This is a genomic window from Mesorhizobium sp. M0060 (assembly GCF_040323155.1).
GTDB lineage: Bacteria > Pseudomonadota > Alphaproteobacteria > Rhizobiales > Rhizobiaceae > Mesorhizobium.
The window spans coordinates 51,597-71,033 of sequence record NZ_JAMYUP010000006.1; the positions used below are offsets into that span (position 1 = coordinate 51,597).

Genomic DNA, 19,437 nt, shown 5'->3' on the forward strand with positions numbered 1-19,437 from the left:
CGCTTGATCCCCGCCGCATGCTTTTCAGGCAAGCGCGTTTCGCTCTTCGGGCTCGGCGGCTCGGGGATTGCCACGGCGCGCGCGCTGATCGAGGGCGGCGCTGACGTCCTTGCCTGGGACGACAATCCCGACAGCGTCGCCAAGGCCGGCGCGATCGGTATTGCGACCGCAGACCTGCGCGGCGCCAACTGGGCGAGGTTCTCAGCCTTCGTATTGTCGCCCGGCGTGCCGCTGACGCACCCGAAGCCGCACTGGACGGTGGAGCTGGCGCGAGGTTCAGGCGTGGAGATCATCGGCGATGTCGAGCTTTTCTGCCGCGAGCGGACGGCGCGGGCGCCGGCAGCACCTTTTATTGCGATCACCGGCACCAACGGCAAGTCGACGACCACGGCACTGACGGCGCACATCCTCAAATCGGCCGGGCGCGACACGCAGATGGGCGGCAATATCGGCCGCGCGGTGATGACGCTTGATCCGCCGCAGCCCGAGCGGCACTATGTGGTTGAGTGCTCGTCCTACCAGATCGATCTTGCCCCCTCGATCAATCCGACGGCCGGCGTCCTGCTCAATCTGACGCCGGACCATCTCGACCGCCACGGCACGATGCAACACTACGCCTCGATCAAGGAGCGGCTGGTGGCCGGCAGCGAGACGGCAATCATCGGCGTCGACGATTCCTGGTGCGCCCAGATCGCCGACCGGCTGGAGCGGGCGGGCCGGCAGGTCATTCGCATTTCCAAGCGCCTGCCGCTGACCGACGGCTATTTCGCCGACGGCACCAATCTGATGGAGGCGGTGCATGGCCGCTACAGCCGTATCGCCTTTCTCGAAGGCATCGGTTCGCTGCGCGGCCAGCACAATGCGCAGAATGCGCTGGCCGCCGTCGCCGCCTGCCTCAAGGTCGGGCTCGATCTCGGCGAGATCCAGTCGGGACTAGAGAGCTTTCCCGGATTGGCGCACCGCATGGAGCAGGTCGGACGCAAGGGCCATGTGCTGTTCGTCAACGATTCCAAGGCGACCAATGCCGACGCGGCGGCACCGGCGCTGTCGAGCTTTGCGCGTATCTACTGGATCGCCGGCGGCCTGCCGAAAGAGGGCGGCATCGAGCCTTTGCGCGGCTTCTTCCCGCGCGTCGCCAAGGCCTATCTGATCGGCGAAGCCGCACCGGCCTTTTCCGCGACGCTGGGCGAGGCGGTGCCCTACGAGATCTCAGGCACGCTGGCCGCTGCGGTCGAGCACGCCGCCCGCGATGCAGCGAAGGATGACAGCGGCGAGGCGGTGGTGCTGCTGTCGCCGGCCTGCGCCAGTTTCGACCAGTTCAAGAATTTCGAAGTGCGCGGCGAGGCGTTCAGGCAAGCCGCAACCGCCATTGATGGCGTGAAGCCCATCGGAGGGACACGATAATGCAAAGCCGTCTCGACAAAAGCCCGGTTGCGACCTGGTGGTGGACGATCGATCGCTGGTTCCTGGCGGCGTTCCTGTCGCTGATGGGGCTCGGCATCGTTTTGTCCTTCGCCGCAAGCCCGGCGGTGGCCGAACGCATCGGCCTCGACAGTTTCCACTTCGCCACACGACAGATCATCTTCACCATTCCCGCGCTTGGGGTGATGCTGGCCGTCTCGTTTCTTGAATCCAGGCAGATCAGGCGCATGGCGCTGGTCATGCTGTGCATCATGCTGTTTTTGATGGTGGCGGTGCTCTATATCGGCGTCGAGGTGAAGGGCGCGCGGCGCTGGGTGTCGCTTGCCGGCCTGTCGATCCAGCCGTCCGAGTTCCTGAAACCGGCCTTCGTCATCATCTGCGCCTGGCTGTTCGCCGAGCACAAGCGCCAGCCCGACATTCCGGGCAATCTGTTCGCTATGTTGCTGCTTGCGCTGGTCATCTCGCTGCTGGTGGCGCAGCCTGACCTCGGCCAGACCATGCTGGTGCTCGGCACCTGGGGGGTGATGTTCTTCATGGCCGGGTTGCCGTGGCTGTGGATCGTCGCGCTGGGTGCTGCCGGGGTCGGCGGCGTGTTCGCCGCCTATGCGGTGTTCCCGCACGTTGCCGGCCGCATCGACCGCTTTATGACCGGCGAGGGCGACACGTTCCAGGTCGACATGGGCCGCGAGGCGCTGATCAATGGCGGCTGGTTCGGCGTCGGGCCGGGCGAGGGCACCGTCAAGCGGGTCATACCCGACAGCCATGCCGACTTCGTCTTCTCGGTCGCCGGCGAGGAATTCGGGCTGATCATGTGTTTCTTCATCATGTCCATCTTCGGCTTCATCGTGCTGCGCGGCCTCAACACGGCGCTTAAGGAGCAGGACGATTTCACGCGCTACGCGGTTGGCGGCCTGGTCACGGTCTTCGGCCTGCAGTCAGTCATCAACATGGCCGTCAATCTGCAGCTGATGCCCGCCAAGGGCATGACGCTGCCGTTCATCTCCTACGGCGGCTCCTCGCAGATCGCGATCGCCATCTCGATGGGCATGGTGCTGGCGCTGACGCGCAAGCGCCCGGAAAAGCGCAAGCAGCTGGGCTTCATGCCGTCGCCGCGTGCGATGCCGGCGGAGTGAGATGGCGAAGGGGGTCATCCTTCTGGCGGCTGGCGGCACGGGCGGACATCTGTTCCCGGCCGAGGCGTTGGCGCACGAACTGACCAGGCGCGGCTGGACGGTGCATCTGGCGACGGACGACCGCGCCGAGCGCTTTGCCGGGCAGTTCCCGGCAGCCGCCATCCATCCGATCCAGTCGGCGACGATGGGGTCGAAAAATCCTTTTGCCGTGCTCGCCGCGTTTTGGAAAATCTGGCGCGGGGTGCGGCAGGCATCGGCCGTCATCGCCAGCATCAAGCCCGCCATCGTGGTCGGCTTCGGCGGCTATCCGACACTGCCGCCGCTCTATGCCGCCACCCGGCGCAAGGTGCCGACGCTGATCCACGAGCAGAACGCGGTGATGGGCCGCGCCAACCGGGCGCTCGCCGACCGCGTCGACGCCATTGCCGGTGGGTTCCTGCCGGAAGACACAAGTGCCGCTGGCGCCAAGACGGTGACCACCGGCAATCCGGTCAGGCCGCAAGTACTGGAAGCAGCCAAGACGCCTTACGCCGCATCGGGCGGCGAAGAGCCGTTCCGGTTTCTGGTGTTTGGCGGCAGCCAAGGCGCGCAGTTCTTTTCCGACGCGGTGCCGGCGGCGATCGCTCAACTCTCAGATACACAGCGCAGGCGTCTGGCGATCACGCAGCAGGCGCGCGCCGACGATGTGGCGCGGGTGAAAGCCGCCTATGCCGCGCTTGGCATTGAGGCCGAGGTGTCGCCCTTCTTCACCGACATGGCGGCGCGGCTGGCGACGGCGCATCTGGTGATGTCGCGCTCCGGCGCATCGACCGTATCGGAAATCGCGGTGATCGGCCGGCCGGCGTTGCTGGTGCCTTATCCGCACGCGCTCGACCACGACCAGGCGGCGAATGCGGCGGCCCTTGCGGCAGCGGGCGGTGCCGAGGTGCATCCGCAATCCACGCTTTCGGCGGAACGGATCGCCGCGCTTGTCGGCGGGCTGATGAATGATCCAGGCAGGGCGGCGACAATGGCCGCGGCGGCGAAATCGTCCGGAAAACCGGATGCCGCGCGGTTGCTCGCCGATCTGACAGAGGCTATTGCGTCCAGGAAAACCGTTTCGGGATTCAGGAAGGAGACGCACGCATGAAGATGCCACAGACGATCGGCCTCGTGCATTTCATCGGCATTGGCGGCATCGGCATGAGCGGCATCGCCGAGGTGCTGCACAATCTCGGCTACAAGGTGCAAGGGTCCGACCAGGCCGACAGCGCCAATGTGCAGCGGCTGCGCGACAAGGGCATCGAATGCTTCGTCGGCCACCAGGCCGAAAACCTCCGCGAGGCCGAGGTGGTCGTCGTCTCCACCGCAATCAAGAAATCCAATCCGGAACTGAAGGCGGCGCGTGAGAAGTTGCTGCCGATCGTGCGGCGGGCCGAGATGCTGGCCGAGCTGATGCGTTTCCGGCAAGCGGTGGCGATCGGCGGCACGCATGGCAAGACGACGACGACTTCGATGGTGGCGACGCTACTCGAAGCCGGCGGGCTCGACCCGACGGTGATCAATGGCGGCATCATCAATGCCTATGGCACCAATGCCCGCATGGGCGACGGCGAATGGATGGTGGTCGAGGCCGACGAGAGCGACGGCACCTTCCTCAGGCTGCCGGCCGAGATTGCCGTCGTCACCAATATCGACCCCGAGCATCTCGATCATTACGGGTCCTTCGACAAAGTGCGCGAGGCGTTTCGCCAGTTCGTCGAGAACGTGCCGTTCTACGGCTTCGGCGTGATGTGCACCGACCATCCCGAGGTGCAGGCGCTGGTCGGCCGCATCGAGGACCGGCGCGTCATCACCTATGGCGAAAATGCGCAGGCCGACGTGCGCTTCACCAATCACCGCATGGACGGCCCGACCTCGGAATTCGACGTGGTGATCCGCGACCGCAAGACGCACGGTCAGATAACGATTGCCGGCCTGCGGCTGCCGATGCCCGGACGCCACAACGTTTCCAACGCGACGGCGGCGATTGCCGTCGCGCATGAGCTCGGCCTTTCGGCCGAGGCGATCAAGAAGGGCCTGTCGTCCTTCGCCGGCGTCAAGCGGCGCTTCACCCATACCGGTTCGTGGAACGGCGTCGATGTGTTCGACGATTACGGCCATCATCCGGTCGAGATCACGGCGGTACTGAAGGCCGCGCGCAGCGCTACCAAGGGCCGCATCATCGCCGTTACCCAACCGCACCGCTTCACCCGGCTGCGCGATCTGTTCGACGAGTTTTCCGTCTGCTTCAACGACGCCGATACGGTAATGGTGGCGCCCGTCTATGCGGCCGGCGAGGAACCGATCGAGGGGGTAACGTCCGACGCACTGGTGTCGCGCATCCGCGCCGGCGGCCATCGCGACGCACGCTACATCGAAGGTCCGGCGGCGATTGCGCCGATCGTGCGCGAGGTGGCGAAGCCGGGCGATTTCGTCGTCTTCCTCGGCGCCGGCAACATCACCCAATGGGCCTATGCGCTGCCCAAGGAACTCGGCGGGACCATCTCATGATGCGCGGCCAGGCGTTGATCGAGAAGCTTGGCGACCGGCTTGCCGGACTGCGCGGCCGCATCACGCCCAATGCCGAGATGGACAAGATCACCTGGTTCCGAGCCGGCGGGCTCGCGGACGCATTGTTCCAGCCGGCCGACGAGGACGATCTTGCCGCGTTCCTGAAGGCGGTGCCCGAGGAAATACCGCTGACCATCGTCGGCGTCGGCTCGAACCTGCTTGTCCGTGACGGCGGCATTCCGGGCTTCGTCATCCGGCTTTCGGCCAAAGGCTTTGGCGAGACCGAAGTGATTGCGCCGACCACGATCAAGGCGGGCGCCGCGACGCCCGACAAGCGCGTTGCGGCCGTTGCCTACGAGGCCGGCATCGGCGGCTTTCATTTCTACCACGGCATTCCCGGCGCCATAGGCGGAGCGCTGAGGATGAACGCCGGCGCCAATGGCGTCGAGACGTGCGAGCGTGTCGTCGAGGTGCGGGCGCTCGACCGCAAGGGCAATGTGCATACGCTGAGCAATGCCGACATGGGCTATGCCTATCGCCATTCAGCGGCGCCGTCCGGGCTGATTTTCACATCGGCGCTGTTCGAAGGCGTTCCCGAGGACAAGGCGGCGATCAAGGCTGCGATGGATGCTGTCCAGAACCATCGCGAGACCGTACAGCCGATCCGCGAAAAGACCGGCGGCTCGACCTTCAAGAATCCCGAGGGCACCTCGGCCTGGAAGGAAATCGACAAGGCCGGCTGCCGCGGCCTGATGGTCGGCGGGGCGCAGATGTCGCCGATGCATTGCAACTTCATGATCAACACCGGAACCGCCACAGGCTACGAGCTTGAATATCTCGGTGAGACGGTGCGTGCGCGCGTGCTCGAAAGATCGGGCATCCGGCTGCAGTGGGAGATCAAGCGCATCGGCAATTTTCGGCCGGGCCATGCCGTTCAGGAATTTCTCGGGCAGCTGCTTTAGCGCAACTCGAAGACCGTTGCCTTTCGGACCTCATGAATTCACATTTTGCTGCCGTTTTTGCGGAAAGTGAATCCATCGGAATCGTAAGCACTTGCCAGCGAATCAACTCTCTGATTCTCTGCCCTGAAGCGTTTCCTGATTTGAGTCGTTTCGACGCGTTACTCGCGTTTCCGTCTGGGGGGCAACCTGCCGGGAGACTCGGACTCAATGTTGCGGAAACACGGGAGCAAAGCTGCTCGGCGTATTTGAGTGCGCGCGATGCTTTTCGGGTCATGCACGATGGTGCAGGCCTGCTGTGAGAGGGAATGACGGGGAATGACAAGCAAGCACGTGGCCGTCCTTCTGGGTGGATTCTCGTCCGAGCGGCCCGTGTCCCTGTCGTCGGGCAAAGCCTGCGCCGATACGCTCGAGGGGGAGGGCTACCAGGTCACCCGCGTCGACGTCTCGCGCGACATCGGCTCGGTGCTCACCGAGCTCAAGCCTGCCCTCGTCTTCAATGCGCTGCACGGCCCCTTCGGTGAGGATGGCACCATCCAGGGCATCCTTGAATACCTCGCCATTCCCTATACCCATTCCGGTGTGCTTGCCTCGGCGCTCGCGATGAACAAGGAGCAGGCCAAGAAGGTCGCCAAGGCGGCCGGTATTCCGGTGGCGGAATCGAAGGTGGCCAATCGCTTCGCCATCCAGAACAAGCACCCGATGAAGCCGCCCTATGTGGTCAAGCCGGTCAACGAAGGATCGAGCTTCGGCGTCGTCATCGTGCACGAAGGCCAGTCGCATCCGCCGCAGATCATTGGCTCGTCCGAGTGGAGATATGGCCATACGGTCATGGTCGAGCGTTATGTGCACGGGCGGGAATTGACCTGCGCGGTGATGGGCGATGTGGCGCTCGGTGTCTGCGAGATCATCCCGACCGGCCATTCCTTCTACGACTATGATTCAAAATACGTCGCGGGCGGATCAAAACACGAATGCCCGGCAAAACTTTCATCGAATATTTACCAAAAAATACAGACACTGGCACTCAAGGCTCACCAAGCTATCGGCTGTCGGGGCGTTTCCCGGTCGGACTTCCGTTATGACGATCGTCACTCCGAGAACGGCGAAATTGTCTGGCTCGAGGTCAACACCCAGCCGGGTATGACGCCGACGTCTTTGGTGCCGGAAATCGCCGCGCAAGCGGGACACTCGTTCGGCGATTTGTTGAGTTGGATGGTGGAGGACGCTTCGTGTCTGCGTTGAAGTGGGGACAGGGCAAGGGGAAGGGCGCGGCCGGGCCGACGCTGTTCGGCATGCCGTTGTCGTTCGACCATTTCGTGCTGCCGCGCCTGCTTCGCCGGCCGGTGCGCGTGCTGGCGCGCCTCGGCGAGGGCGACTTCGAAGCGCCGCCCTATTCCGCTGCCATCCTGTCGGCGGCGTTGCTCATATCGGCTAGCGCCTATGGCGCCTATCTCGGCGGACACGCCGACGCCATCGTCCAGAGCGTTACCGCCCGCACCGGCTTTGCCGTCGACCAGGTCAAGGTCGTCGGCAACCGCGAAACCTCCGAGATCGATATCCTTGACAGGCTGGAGCTCGACGGCTGGACCTCGCTGATCGGCTTTGATGCCGAAGCTGCGCGCGAACGCATCACCACGCTGCCCTGGGTCGATGCCGCGGCAGTGCGCAAAGTCTACCCGCATACGCTGGAAGTGCGCGTCGAGGAGCGCGAGCCGTTCGCGCTGTGGCAGCAAGGCAGCGCGCTTTCGGTCATCGAGAAATCCGGCACCGTCATTGCGCCGTTCTCCGGCGGCAAGCAGATATTGCTGCCGCTGATCATCGGCACCGGCGCACCGGCCAAGGCGCCGGATTTCCTTGCCAAGATCAAGAAATATCCGGAGCTTGCCGCGCGGATCAAAGGCTATATCCGCATCGGCGAACGGCGCTGGGACCTCAAGCTTGAGAATGGCATCACGGTCAAGCTTCCCGAAGACGGCGAGGACCAGGCAATTGCCGACCTGGTCAGGATGGACCACGAGAACGGGCTTTTGACGCGCGACATCGCCGCCGTCGACATGCGCCTTTCCGATCGTCTGGTCGTCCAGTTGACGCCGGAAGCGGCGACACAGCGCCAGGCCGCGCTCAACGAAAAGCCCAAGATGCTGAAGCGCAAGCCGGAGACGAAGATATGAACTGGCTTGGCGGCAACAGCGATGCCTCGGCGCGCCGGTCCGGCATACTGACGGTGCTGGATGTCGGCTCCAGCAAGGTCTGCTGCGTGGTGGCCAAGCTCAAGCCGCGCGACGATGGCAAGCTGCTGCGCGGACGCTCGCATCGCATTCAGGTGATCGGCATCGGCCACCAGAAATCGCAAGGCGTGAAATCGGGCGTCGTCATCGATCTCGACCGCGCCGAGCACGCCATCCGTCTTGCCGTCGACGCCGCCGAACGCATGGCGGGACTGACGGTCGATTCGCTGATCGTCAACATGACTGCCGGCCGGCTGAAGAGCGAGGCCTTCTCGGCCACCATCAATCTCGGCGGCCATGAGGCCGACGAGGCCGATATCAAGCGTGTGCTTGCCGCCGGCGCCAAGCAGGCGCTGCGGGCCGAGCGCGAGGTCATCCATTCGCTTCCCGTCGCGTTTTCGCTGGATGCCGAGCGCGGCGTGCGCGATCCGCGCGGCATGGTCGGCGACCAGCTTGGCGTCGACATGCATGTGCTGACGGGCGACGCGGCGCCGTTGCGCAATCTGGAGCTCTGCATCAACCGTTCGCATCTGTCGGTCGAGCGCATGGTGGCGACGCCCTATGCCAGCGGGCTTGCCGCGCTGGTCGATGACGAGCTCGAAATGGGCGCGGCCTGTATCGACATGGGCGGCGGCACCACGACGATCTCGGTGTTTTCCGAGGGCAAGTTCGTCCATGGCGACGCCATCGCGATCGGCGGCAACCACGTCACGCTGGACATGGCCAAGGGCCTGTCGACCTCGCTCGATGCCGCCGAAAGGCTGAAGGTGATGCATGGCTCGGCGCTGCCCGGCAGTGCCGACGACCGCGACCTGGTCTCGATCCATCCGATCGGCGAGGACGGCGAGGTGCCGTTGCAGATCCCACGTTCGGTGATGACACGCATCATCCGCGCCCGCATCGACGAGACGCTGGAACTGCTGCGCGACCGGCTGAACAAATCCGGCTACGGCAATGCCGTCGGCAAGCGTGTGGTGCTGACCGGCGGCGCCAGCCAGCTTGCAGGCCTGCCTGAAGCGGCGCGCCGCATTCTTGGCCGCAATGTGCGTATCGGCCGCCCGCTCGGCGTGGCAGGCCTGCCGGAGGCGGCCAAGGGGCCGGCCTTTTCGACGCCGGTCGGACTTCTGATCTACCCGCAGATGGCGAGCTTCGAGAGCCGTCCGGCGAAGGGAATTTCCGGTCTCCGGATGACCGGAACAGGCGGAAAACTGCATCGAATGAGTCAGTGGTTGAGAGACAGTTTTTAATTTGACGGGGACAGCCCCATAGGCGGCCGCGGCGGCGAAGCGGCGGGAAAGGCAAAGGACGAAGACAATGACCATCAATCTGCAAAAGCCGGACATCACCGAGCTCAAGCCGCGCATCACCGTGTTCGGTGTCGGCGGCGGCGGCGGCAATGCCGTCAACAACATGATCACCGCCGGCTTGCGCGGCGTCGAGTTCGTGGTGGCCAACACCGACGCGCAGGCACTGACAATGTCGAAGGCCGAGCGGCTGATCCAGCTCGGTGCGCATGTCACCGAGGGTCTCGGCGCCGGATCGCAGCCTGAAGTCGGGCGCGCGGCTGCGGAAGAGTGCATCGACGAGATCATCGATCATCTCTCCAACACGCATATGTGCTTCGTCACTGCCGGCATGGGCGGCGGCACCGGCACCGGGGCGGCTCCCGTCGTTGCACGCGCTGCTCGCGAAAAAGGCATCCTCACCGTCGGCGTCGTCACCAAGCCGTTCCATTTCGAAGGCCAGCGCCGTATGAAGACGGCCGACTTGGGTATCGAGGAACTGCAGAAATGCGTCGATACCCTGATCGTCATTCCCAACCAGAACCTGTTCCGGCTGGCCAATGACAAGACCACCTTCGCCGATGCCTTCGCCATGGCCGACCAGGTGCTCTATTCGGGCGTTGCCTGCATCACCGACCTGATGGTCAAGGAAGGCCTGATCAATCTCGACTTCGCCGACGTCCGCTCGGTCATGCGCGAAATGGGCAAGGCGATGATGGGAACCGGCGAGGCTTCGGGCGAGGGCCGCGCAATGGCCGCGGCGGAAGCCGCCATCGCCAATCCGCTGCTCGACGAGACCTCGATGAAGGGCGCCAAGGGCCTGCTGATCTCGATCACCGGCGGCCGCGACCTGACCCTGTTCGAAGTCGACGAGGCCGCAACGCGCATTCGCGAAGAGGTCGACCAGGACGCCAACATCATTCTGGGCGCCACCTTCGACGAGGAACTCGAAGGCGTTATCCGCGTGTCGGTTGTCGCCACCGGCATCGACAAATCGGCGGCCGAAATCGCTGCCGCGCCGATCTCCATCCGCACGGCTCCGCCGAAGCCGGTCAGCCGCCCGGCGGCTCAGGTCACGGAAATGCGCCCGGCGCCTGTCCAGCAACCGATCTATGAATCACGTGCTGCCGATCCGGTCGCCGAGGCCATTCAGCTCGCCGAGGCGAATGCGGCAGCGATGGCGCAGGCCCGCCCGGTACCGGTCGCCCATGCGGAAGACTTCCGTCCGCAGAGCAAGATCTTCCAGGCGCCTCCGGCTCAGCAGCAGCCGATAGCGCAGCCCATGGTTCAGCAAGCGATGCAGCCCGCTCCGCAGCGTGAAATGCCGCAGCCGATTGCCGCAGCACCCCAGCGCATGCCGCGGGTCGAGGACTTCCCGCCGCAGGTGAAGGCCGAAGTGGAAGCCAAGGCCCGTCCGGCCGACCACGAAAACAGCGGTCCGATGGGGCTGCTCAAGCGCCTGACCAACGGCCTGACCCGCCGCGAGGAGGAGCCTGCACGGCTGCAGCCGGCGCAGCCGCGCGAACCGAAACTGCGCCAGGCGCCGGCCGAAGTGCGCCGCCTGGCCAGCCAGGATCCGCAACTTTACGCGCCGCGCCGCGGCCAGCTGGACGAGCAGGGCCGCCTGACGCCGCAGAGCCGGGCTGTCCAGGAAGACGATCAGTTGGAGATTCCCGCCTTTCTGCGCCGACAGGCCAATTGATCTGTTAACGGTTCGTAACAGTTGTTAACAGGCGAGCAGGAGACTGTTCGCCTGTTAACATTAAAAGTGCTTTTAAAACAAGGACTTACGAGGCGCTCCCGCGCTGGATAGCGGTTACAGAGAGTAAGAAACCGTGATTTGGAGTCTCCCTGCGGGACTATTATCTTCGCCACCGACCAAAGTCGGTTTGCTGGGAGTCTCGGGGAAGTGGCCCTGCCTGCCGATTAATCAAGAGCCGCGCCCTCAGGGCAGATGAAGCGGACCTAGGCAGTTATGGGCTATGGGGATTGTTTTGCACGACTATCAGACGACACTTAAATCGCGTGCGACGCTGACCGGCATTGGCGTCCACAGCGGCAACCCGGTCACCGTCCATTTCCTGCCGGCAGATGCCGATACGGGTGTCGTCTTCCAGCTTTCGAATGCAAGCGGAAGCCACGAATTTCGCGCGCTGGTTTCCGAGGTCGGCGCTACCGACCTCTGCACCATGCTTGGCGATCCGCAAGGCGAGCACATTGCCACGGTCGAGCATCTGATGGCGACGCTTTTCGGGCTTGGAATCGACAATCTGGTCATCGAAATCGACGGCCGTGAGGTGCCTATCCTCGACGGCAGCGCGGTGATGTTCGTCGAGGCCGTGGACCAAGCGGGCATCGAAACGCTGCCGGTCAAGCGTCGCTACATAAGGGTGGTCAAGCCGGTTCGCATCGAGAACGGCGCCTGCTGGGCGGAGTTCAGGCCTTATGACGGCACGCGCTTCGAGATCGAGATCGATTTCGAGAGCCCGGCGATCGGCCGCCAGCTTTTTGCATCCGACATGAATGCCGACATTTTCCGCCGCGACGTCGCGCGGGCCCGCACCTTCGGGTTCATGAAGGACGTCGAGCGGTTATGGGCGGCCGGCTACGCGCTCGGCTCCTCGCTGGAGAATTCCCTGGTGATCGGCGACGACAACCGCGTGATCAACATGGGAGGCCTACGCTATCCCAACGAGTTCGCGCGCCATAAGACGATGGACGCGATGGGCGACCTGGCGCTCGCCGGCGCCCGGTTCATCGGCTGTTTCCGCTCCTATCGTGGCGGCCACAGGCTGAACGCCGCGGCGTTGCGCCGCCTCTTGTCCGACCGCTCGGCCTTCGAGATCGTCGAGACGACGCGCCGTGAGCGCGGCCGTACGGCGGAGATGAGCGCCGTCAACGCGGCCCTCTATGCGCCCTGGATGATCTGATTCTTAACGTTTTTGCGGCTCTTCTTGCGATCAGCTGTGTTGCATGGATGCATCACTGGTTGGCCAAATCGCACAGCTTTCGGGGTGGCGCCAAACCGCCACAAAAATGTGCGATTGGCCGGGGATAGCGTTGCCGGGCAAGGCGGTTATGGTTTATGGCTGCTGCCGTCGACTGAACTGACGCCGAAAGGGCGGAATCCAATCATGTTTTTCAAGCGAGTTGATCAATCGAAGGCGCCGCGGCGGGCTGTTTTCCTGGCACTTTCGGTGGTCGTTCCATCGCTGTTTCTGTCGGCTTGCATGTCTTCGGAGAAAGACGTCGATCTTTCGACCTATGTCGATCAGACCGAGCCGGCGGACGTTCTATACAACCAGGGGCTCGCCAATCTGAATGCCGGGCGCCTGCAGGAGGCAAGCCGCAAATTCGATGCCGTCGACCGCCAGCATCCGTATTCGGAATTCGCCCGCAAATCGATGGTGATGGGTGCCTTTGCCGACTATCGTCAGGGCAATTACGACGAGGCGATCGGTTCGGCCAAGCGCTACCTGACCCTTTACCCATCGACCGACGATGCAGCCTATGCCCAATATATTATCGGGCTGAGCTACTACCGCCAGATCAAGGACGTCACCCAGGACCAGAAGGAAGCGCGTCTTACCGTGCAGACGATGCAGGACCTGGTGACGCGCTGGCCCACTTCCGAATATGCCGACGACGCCAAGGAAAAGATCCGCTTCGCCAACGATCAGCTCGCCGGCAAGGAGATGCAGATCGGCCGCTACTATCTCGAGCGCCGCGAATACATCGCCGCCGTCAAAAGGTTCCGCAACGTGGTGGAGAACTATTCCAACACACGCCATGTCGAGGAGGCGCTGGCGCGTCTTACCGAGAGCTACTATGCGATGGGGCTGACGTCGGAAGCGCAGACCGCTGCGGCCGTGCTCGGCACCAACTATCCAGACAGCCAGTGGTACAAGGATTCCTACAAGCTCCTGCAAAGTGGTGGGCTCGAGCCGCGCGAGAATGCCGGATCGTGGATCTCCAAGGCCGGGAAGCTGATCACCGGCGCCTGAGCGGCGCGTCACCATGCTCTCCAGGCTGTCGATCCGTGATATCGTTCTGATCGAGAAGCTGGATATCGACTTCTCGTCCGGCCTTTCGGTGCTGACCGGCGAAACCGGCGCCGGAAAGTCCATCCTGCTCGACGCTTTGTCGCTGGCGCTTGGCGCCCGCGGCGACCCCTCGCTGGTGCGGCATGGCGCGGCACAAGGCCAGGTCATCGCTGTGTTCGACGTGCCGCGCAACCACCCGGCCCGCATGCTGCTTGCCGAAAACGCCATCGAGGACGACGGCGACGTCATCCTGCGCCGCGTCCAGACGGCGGACGGCCGCACGCGCGTTTTCGTCAACGACCAGCCGTCCAGCGTGACGCTGATGCGCGACGTCGGCCATGCACTAGTCGAGATCCATGGCCAGCACGACGAGCGCGCTTTGGTCGATCCCGGCGCGCATCGCGAGTTGCTCGACAGTTTCGGCGGCCACCTCGGCGCTGCTCGGGCAACCGGCGAGGCGTGGCGGCATTGGCGCGCCTGCGAGCAGGAATTTTCACGGCACCGGGCCAAAGTCGAGGCGGCGGCGCGCGAGGCCGATTATCTGCGTGCAGCGGTCGCCGAATTGACCAGGCTCGATCCGCAACCGGGCGAGGAGACCGAGCTTGCCGAATTGCGCGCCTCGATGATGCGGGCCGAAAAGATCGCATCGGAAATCCACGATGCGCAGGATGTGCTTTCGGGCCCGTCATCGCCGCTGCCGCAACTGGCCAGCCTGCTCAGGCGGCTGCAGCGCAAGGTGACGGAAGCGCCCGGCCTGCTTGAAGAGGTCGTCAAATCGCTTGACGAGGCGATGCTGTCGCTCGACGCGGCGCAGTCGGGCGTCGAAGCCGCGCTACGCGCCACCGAATATGATCCGCAGCGGCTGGAGAAAGCCGAGGAGCGGCTGTTTTCGCTGCGTGCCGCCTCGCGCAAGCACAGCGTCGCCGTCGACGATCTGGCTCAATTGCGTGACACCATGGCTGCCGACCTTGCCGATCTCGACGCCGGCGAGGAGCGCCGGCACGCGCTGGAGAAACAGGCCGCAGCGGCGCGCCAGGCCTATGACATTACGGCGGCCCAGCTGTCGTCGCTTCGCCATGCGGCGGCCGTCGGGCTGACCAAGGCGGTGATGGCCGAACTGCCGGCGCTGAAGCTCGAACGGGCCGAGTTCATCGTCGAGATCGCAAGCGATGCCGAGAGCCGCATGGAAGAAGGCATCGACCAGGTCGAGTTCTGGGTGCGCACCAATCCCGGCACCAGGCCCGGCCCGATGATGAAAGTCGCTTCCGGCGGCGAGCTTTCGCGCTTCCTGCTGGCGCTCAAGGTCGCGCTGGCTGATCGCGGGTCGGCGCCGACTTTGGTCTTCGACGAAATCGACACCGGCGTCGGCGGCGCGGTTGCCGATGCCATCGGCCAGCGGCTGGCGCGGCTGGCAAAACGCGTGCAGGTGCTTTCGGTCACGCATGCGCCGCAAGTGGCGGCGCGCGCGGCGACGCATTTCCTGATCTCCAAATCAGGCGGTGCCGACCGGGTCTCGACCGGCATCGCCGAGATGGACCGGGCGGCACGGCAGGAGGAGATCGCACGCATGCTCGCCGGCGCCACCATCACCGATGAAGCACGCGCGGCGGCCGAGCGGCTGCTGCGGGAGAACACCGCGGCAGCCTAGACGAGTCGTCTCCGGCGCTCGTGACCCGAGTCAGGGTATGGCTCCATCCTGCTGTTCAGGAATGATTTTCCGTGTCTGGTCTCTCCCTCATGAGAGAATACTGTTCTATTGTGTCGCGCCACCGTGGAGGGAGCAGTGCATGGACGAAAAACCAGTCGATTCGCTCAGCGAAAGCGAGGCGGCAAGCGAGTTGAAGCGGTTGGCGGAGAAGATCGCCGAGCACGACCGGCGCTACCACGGCGAGGACGCGCCGATAATCACGGACGCGGAATATGATGCGCTGACGCAGCGCAACCTCGCCATCGAACAGCGCTTCCCCACTTTGGTGCGCGAGGATTCGCCTTCGCGCAGGGTCGGCGCGCCGCCAGCGGAAGGCTTTGCCAAGGTGCGCCACGCGCTGCCGATGCTCAGCCTCGCCAAAGCCTATACCGACCAGGACGTCGCTGACTTCATCGAACGGGGCCGGCGATTCTTTGACCGCGACAAGGATCTGGACATCGCCTTCACGGCTGAGCCGAAGATCGACGGGCTATCGGCTTCGCTGCGTTATGAAGGCGGCGTGTTCGTGCAGGGCGCAACGCGCGGCGACGGTGCGGTTGGCGAGGACATCACGGCCAATCTCAGGACCATCGCCGACATCCCCAAGACCTTGAAGGGATCGGGCTGGCCGGAGGTCATCGAAATACGCGGTGAGGTCTATATGACCTACGCGGAATTCGAGGCGTTGAAGAAACGCTCGGCGGCGATCGGCGGCCAGGATTACGTCAATCCGCGCAATACGGCGGCCGGGTCGCTCCGCCAGAAGGACCCGTCCGTTACCGCCAGCCGCAACCTCAAGTTCTTTGCCTATGCCTGGGGCTATACCTCAATGGATCCCGCTCCGACCCAGTACGATTCCGTGCAAAAATTCGCGGAGTGGGGGTTCAAGATCAGTCCGCTGATGGTACGGGCAAAGTCGGTCGAGGAACTGGTCGCGCATTATCACCTTATCGAAACCCAGCGCTCATCACTTGGCTACGACATCGACGGCGTCGTCTACAAAGTCGACCAGTTGGAGTTGCAGCGCAGATGGGGGTTCGTCACCGGCGAACCACGCTGGGCCGTGGCCCACAAATTTCCGGCCGAACAGGCGATGACAACCGTGCTCAGGATCGACATCCAGGTCGGCCGTACGGGTACGCTGGCGCCCGTTGCCCGGCTTGCACCCGTCACGGTCGGCGGCGTCGTGGTCGAAAACGTCACGCTTCACAACGAAGATTACATCAAAGGTCTGGACAGCAACGGCCAGCCGATCCGCGACGGCAATGACGTACGTATCGGCGACACGGTGGTCATCCAGCGGGCAGGGGACGTCATTCCGCAGATCGTCAGCGTCGTGGCCGACAAGCGTCCGCCCGATGCCGTGCCTTACGAATTCCCGCACAAATGTCCGATCTGCGGCTCACCCGCAACGCGCGAGATCAACGAGAAGACTGGCAAGGAAGATTCCCGCCGACGTTGCACCGGCGAACTGATCTGCCCCGCGCAGGCCGTGGAAGGATTGCGCCACTTCGTGTCACGCGGCGCCATGGATATCGAAGGCCTGGGCGCTGAAAACATAGATCTGTTCTTCAATGTCGGGTTGATCAAGACAGCCGCCGATATCTTCACTCTCAGGGACCGCCGTCCCGCCGTCACCAAGGCGCTGGCGGAGCGGCGGGAGGAGCAGGCCAGGCAGCGCGAGGCCGCATCGGGCAAGACGCGCAAGAACGTACGCAGTGTCGAGGAACGCAACTACGAGGGCCTCGACAAGCTCTTCGCCGCCATCGATGCCCGCCGCGAACCGGAACTCGATCGCTTCATCTTTGCACTGGGCATCCGCCATATCGGCGAAACGACGGCCGCTGTGCTTGCCCGAACCTTCTCGACGATCGAGGAGTTGATCCGCATTGGCAAGGAGACAGCAGCGGCAGCCGATCCACACACCGTTTTTCCTTCGATCAACGGCATCGGCGATACGGTGATAGGCGCGCTTCGCGATTTCTTCGGCAATGAACGCAATGACGACGTGCTTGAAGCGCTGCTCACACAGGTCCACCCGAAGCCCTACATTGTGAACGTCTCAGCCGATAGTGCGGTCGCCGGCAAGACAATCGTGTTTACAGGCACGCTGGAAAAGTTGACGCGCCCCGAGGCCAAGGCGATGGCTGAACGTCTTGGCGCGAAGGTTGCAGGCTCAGTTTCCGCGAAGACCGACCTCGTCGTCGCCGGGCCCGGTGCTGGCTCCAAGCTCAAGCTGGCTGCCGAACACGGTATCGAAGTCATCGACGAGGATGCCTGGCTCGAGCGGATCAGCAAGGGCGCGTGATGCCGACTGAATTCAATGGTTTTGGTCAGAAAGCCATTCCCTTCCTCAAGGCGCTCGATTTTCATCAGAGCCGGGAGTGGTTTTTGGAAAACCGCGACCTTTTCGAATGCGAACTGCGCGACCCCTTCGGCGATCTGGTCGAAACGCTCTCCGAGCGCTTCGCGGCATTGAGGCTCGGCCTGCGCGGCGACCGCAAGAAGTCGCTGTTCCGGATTAATCGCGACGTACGTTTCGCCAAGGACAAGCGGCCCTACAATCGGCATTTGTCGGCGATCCTTTCGCCTGACGGTACCAAGATGGAACAGGGCGTGTTCTTCGTCCATATCGGACTCGAGCGCTGCTTTGCCGGCGTTGCCTGGTGGCAGCCCGGACCGGAGCTGTTGCTGGCGCTGCGCAATGCAATTGCAGCGCGGCCGGCCGAGTTCCGCGCTCTGGTCGCGACGCTGAAGAAGAACGGCCTCGAGCTCGACCCGGACGGCTGCATGAAGCGTACGCCGCGCGGCTTCGAGCATATCGCCGAGCCCGATCTCGCTGCTGCGATCCGCAACCGGCATTTTGCCGTCCTGCACGCGATCGAGCCGGCGGGTATCTACGGAGCTGGATTGGTCGACGAGCTTGTCGACTTTGCCATGCGGGCAAAACCGCTGCTCGACTGGGGCAGGGCAATCGAAGGCAAGGCTTCGCCGCGCTAGGCACGGAAGCGAGCTTGCCGCGACGCTTCAGCCATCATTTCCGCTGATCGTTTGCCTCAAGCGAATTGGTGTGACAAGCCGGGCGGCCCTCCCTACATACGACCCTTCCCAAGGAGCGCTTGATGTCGGCGGAAGCAATCTCAGAAAACGGTGTGAAAAACGATTTCTGGGACGGCGTGCGGCTCAGCATGCCCGTCGTGGTGGCGTCGGCGCCGTTTGCATTGCTGTTCGGGGCGCTCGCAGTCGACAACGGGTTTTCCGTGCTTGAGGCGTTCTTGATGAGCGCAACGGTCTTCGGCGGCGCCAGCCAGATGGTCGGCATCGAGCTGTTCGGCCAGCATGTCGCGCCGTGGCTGATCGTGCTGTCGATCTTCGCCGTGAATTTTCGCCATGTGCTCTATTCGGCCGGTATCGGCCGGCGAATCGCGCATTGGCCGCTGGTGCAGCAGGCGATAGGCTATTTCGTGCTCACCGATCCGCAGTTCGCGGTGGCCGAGCGCAAGGCGGAAGCCGGTGAGACCGTCGGCTTCGCCTGGTATATGGGGCTTGGGCTGCCGGTCTATCTGTTCTGGGTCATCGAAAGTGCGCTCGGCGCGATGTTCGGCAAGCTTATCCCCGACACCCACGCGCTGGGCATCGACTTCCTGCTGCCGATCTATTTTCTCGGCCTGGTCATGAGCTTCCGCAAGAGGCCGCTGTGGCTGCCGGTGGTCGTCGCCAGCGCTGCCGCCTCCATCATCGCCTACAAGACGGTCGGCTCGCCCTGGCATGTCTCCATCGGCGCGCTAGCCGGCGTGCTGCTCGCCGTCATCCTGCCGCCCCGCCACAGCGGCGTGGAGGCGCGGCCATGAGCACGACCTTGTGGATCATCGTCGCCGCTTCGATCGCGACCTATCTGACACGCATCGGCGGTCATCTGGTGATCTCGCGCTTCGAAAACATCCATCCTCGGGTCGAGGCTGGGCTGAACGCCGTGCCGGCGGCGGTGCTGACCACGCTGGTGGCGCCGGCGGCCCTGAGCGCCGGACCGGCGGAATGGTTGGCCTTGATCGTCGCCGGCCTGGTCTCGCTGCGCGGCGGGCTGATGGCGATGTTCCTGGCCGGTGCGGCCGTGCTGATCGTTGCACGGCAGGTCATGGGGTAATCG

The 19,437-nt window shown here is 64.0% G+C and carries 16 protein-coding genes; all 16 read left to right on the top strand.

What is annotated here, in order from left to right:
- Positions 1-3 precede the first annotated feature (3 nt).
- Positions 4-1,404: a UDP-N-acetylmuramoyl-L-alanine--D-glutamate ligase gene (gene murD, locus NKJ94_RS08550; protein ID WP_352524274.1), complete on the top strand. Its 1,401-nt coding sequence runs from the start codon at positions 4-6 to the stop codon at positions 1,402-1,404.
- Entirely contained in the window at positions 1,404-2,555 is a 1,152-nt protein-coding gene (ftsW, locus tag NKJ94_RS08555; protein ID WP_023676765.1) for a putative lipid II flippase FtsW, read from the top strand. The genes murD and ftsW overlap by 1 nt, the downstream gene beginning before the upstream one ends.
- Position 2,556: 1 nt before the next feature.
- A complete protein-coding gene (gene murG, locus NKJ94_RS08560; protein WP_352524276.1) occupies positions 2,557-3,684 on the top strand; it encodes an undecaprenyldiphospho-muramoylpentapeptide beta-N-acetylglucosaminyltransferase in 1,128 nt (375 codons plus the stop codon).
- Positions 3,681-5,087, top strand: a complete 1,407-nt coding sequence (gene murC, locus NKJ94_RS08565; protein WP_352524277.1) for a UDP-N-acetylmuramate--L-alanine ligase — start codon at positions 3,681-3,683, stop codon at positions 5,085-5,087. The genes murG and murC overlap by 4 nt, the downstream gene beginning before the upstream one ends.
- Positions 5,084-6,049, top strand: coding sequence for a UDP-N-acetylmuramate dehydrogenase (murB, locus tag NKJ94_RS08570; protein ID WP_352524279.1), 966 nt, complete (start codon positions 5,084-5,086; stop codon positions 6,047-6,049). The genes murC and murB overlap by 4 nt, the downstream gene beginning before the upstream one ends.
- A 315-nt stretch (positions 6,050-6,364) precedes the next feature.
- On the top strand, positions 6,365-7,291 hold the full coding sequence (locus tag NKJ94_RS08575; protein ID WP_352524280.1) for a D-alanine--D-alanine ligase: 927 nt from the start codon (positions 6,365-6,367) through the stop codon (positions 7,289-7,291).
- Positions 7,279-8,220, top strand: coding sequence for a cell division protein FtsQ/DivIB (locus tag NKJ94_RS08580; protein ID WP_352524281.1), 942 nt, complete (start codon positions 7,279-7,281; stop codon positions 8,218-8,220). The genes NKJ94_RS08575 and NKJ94_RS08580 overlap by 13 nt, the downstream gene beginning before the upstream one ends.
- On the top strand, positions 8,217-9,524 hold the full coding sequence (ftsA, locus tag NKJ94_RS08585; protein ID WP_352524283.1) for a cell division protein FtsA: 1,308 nt from the start codon (positions 8,217-8,219) through the stop codon (positions 9,522-9,524). The genes NKJ94_RS08580 and ftsA overlap by 4 nt, the downstream gene beginning before the upstream one ends.
- Before the next feature lie 67 nt (positions 9,525-9,591).
- Positions 9,592-11,262 (top strand): cell division protein FtsZ, encoded by a 1,671-nt coding sequence (ftsZ, locus tag NKJ94_RS08590; RefSeq protein WP_352524284.1) that lies wholly within the window; start codon positions 9,592-9,594, stop codon positions 11,260-11,262.
- Between the two features lie 280 nt (positions 11,263-11,542).
- A complete protein-coding gene (gene lpxC, locus NKJ94_RS08595; protein ID WP_352524286.1) occupies positions 11,543-12,490 on the top strand; it encodes a UDP-3-O-acyl-N-acetylglucosamine deacetylase in 948 nt (315 codons plus the stop codon).
- Between the two features lie 204 nt (positions 12,491-12,694).
- Complete coding sequence (locus tag NKJ94_RS08600) at positions 12,695-13,564, top strand: outer membrane protein assembly factor BamD (RefSeq protein WP_352524287.1); 870 nt, start codon at positions 12,695-12,697, stop codon at positions 13,562-13,564.
- Positions 13,565-13,577: 13 nt separating this feature from the next.
- Positions 13,578-15,251: a DNA repair protein RecN gene (gene recN, locus NKJ94_RS08605; RefSeq protein WP_352524288.1), complete on the top strand. Its 1,674-nt coding sequence runs from the start codon at positions 13,578-13,580 to the stop codon at positions 15,249-15,251.
- A gap of 139 nt (positions 15,252-15,390) precedes the next feature.
- A complete protein-coding gene (ligA, locus tag NKJ94_RS08610) occupies positions 15,391-17,598 on the top strand; it encodes an NAD-dependent DNA ligase LigA (RefSeq protein WP_352524289.1) in 2,208 nt (735 codons plus the stop codon).
- Positions 17,598-18,290 carry a DUF2461 domain-containing protein gene (locus tag NKJ94_RS08615; RefSeq protein ID WP_352524290.1) on the top strand — a complete coding sequence of 231 codons (693 nt, stop codon included), beginning with the start codon at positions 17,598-17,600 and terminating at the stop codon, positions 18,288-18,290. The genes ligA and NKJ94_RS08615 overlap by 1 nt, the downstream gene beginning before the upstream one ends.
- Positions 18,291-18,412: 122 nt before the next feature.
- Complete coding sequence (locus tag NKJ94_RS08620) at positions 18,413-19,141, top strand: AzlC family ABC transporter permease (RefSeq protein ID WP_352524292.1); 729 nt, start codon at positions 18,413-18,415, stop codon at positions 19,139-19,141.
- Positions 19,138-19,434: an AzlD family protein gene (locus tag NKJ94_RS08625; RefSeq protein WP_352524294.1), complete on the top strand. Its 297-nt coding sequence runs from the start codon at positions 19,138-19,140 to the stop codon at positions 19,432-19,434. Before NKJ94_RS08620 ends, NKJ94_RS08625 begins: the two co-directional genes overlap by 4 nt.
- The last annotated feature ends 3 nt before the right edge of the window (positions 19,435-19,437 follow it).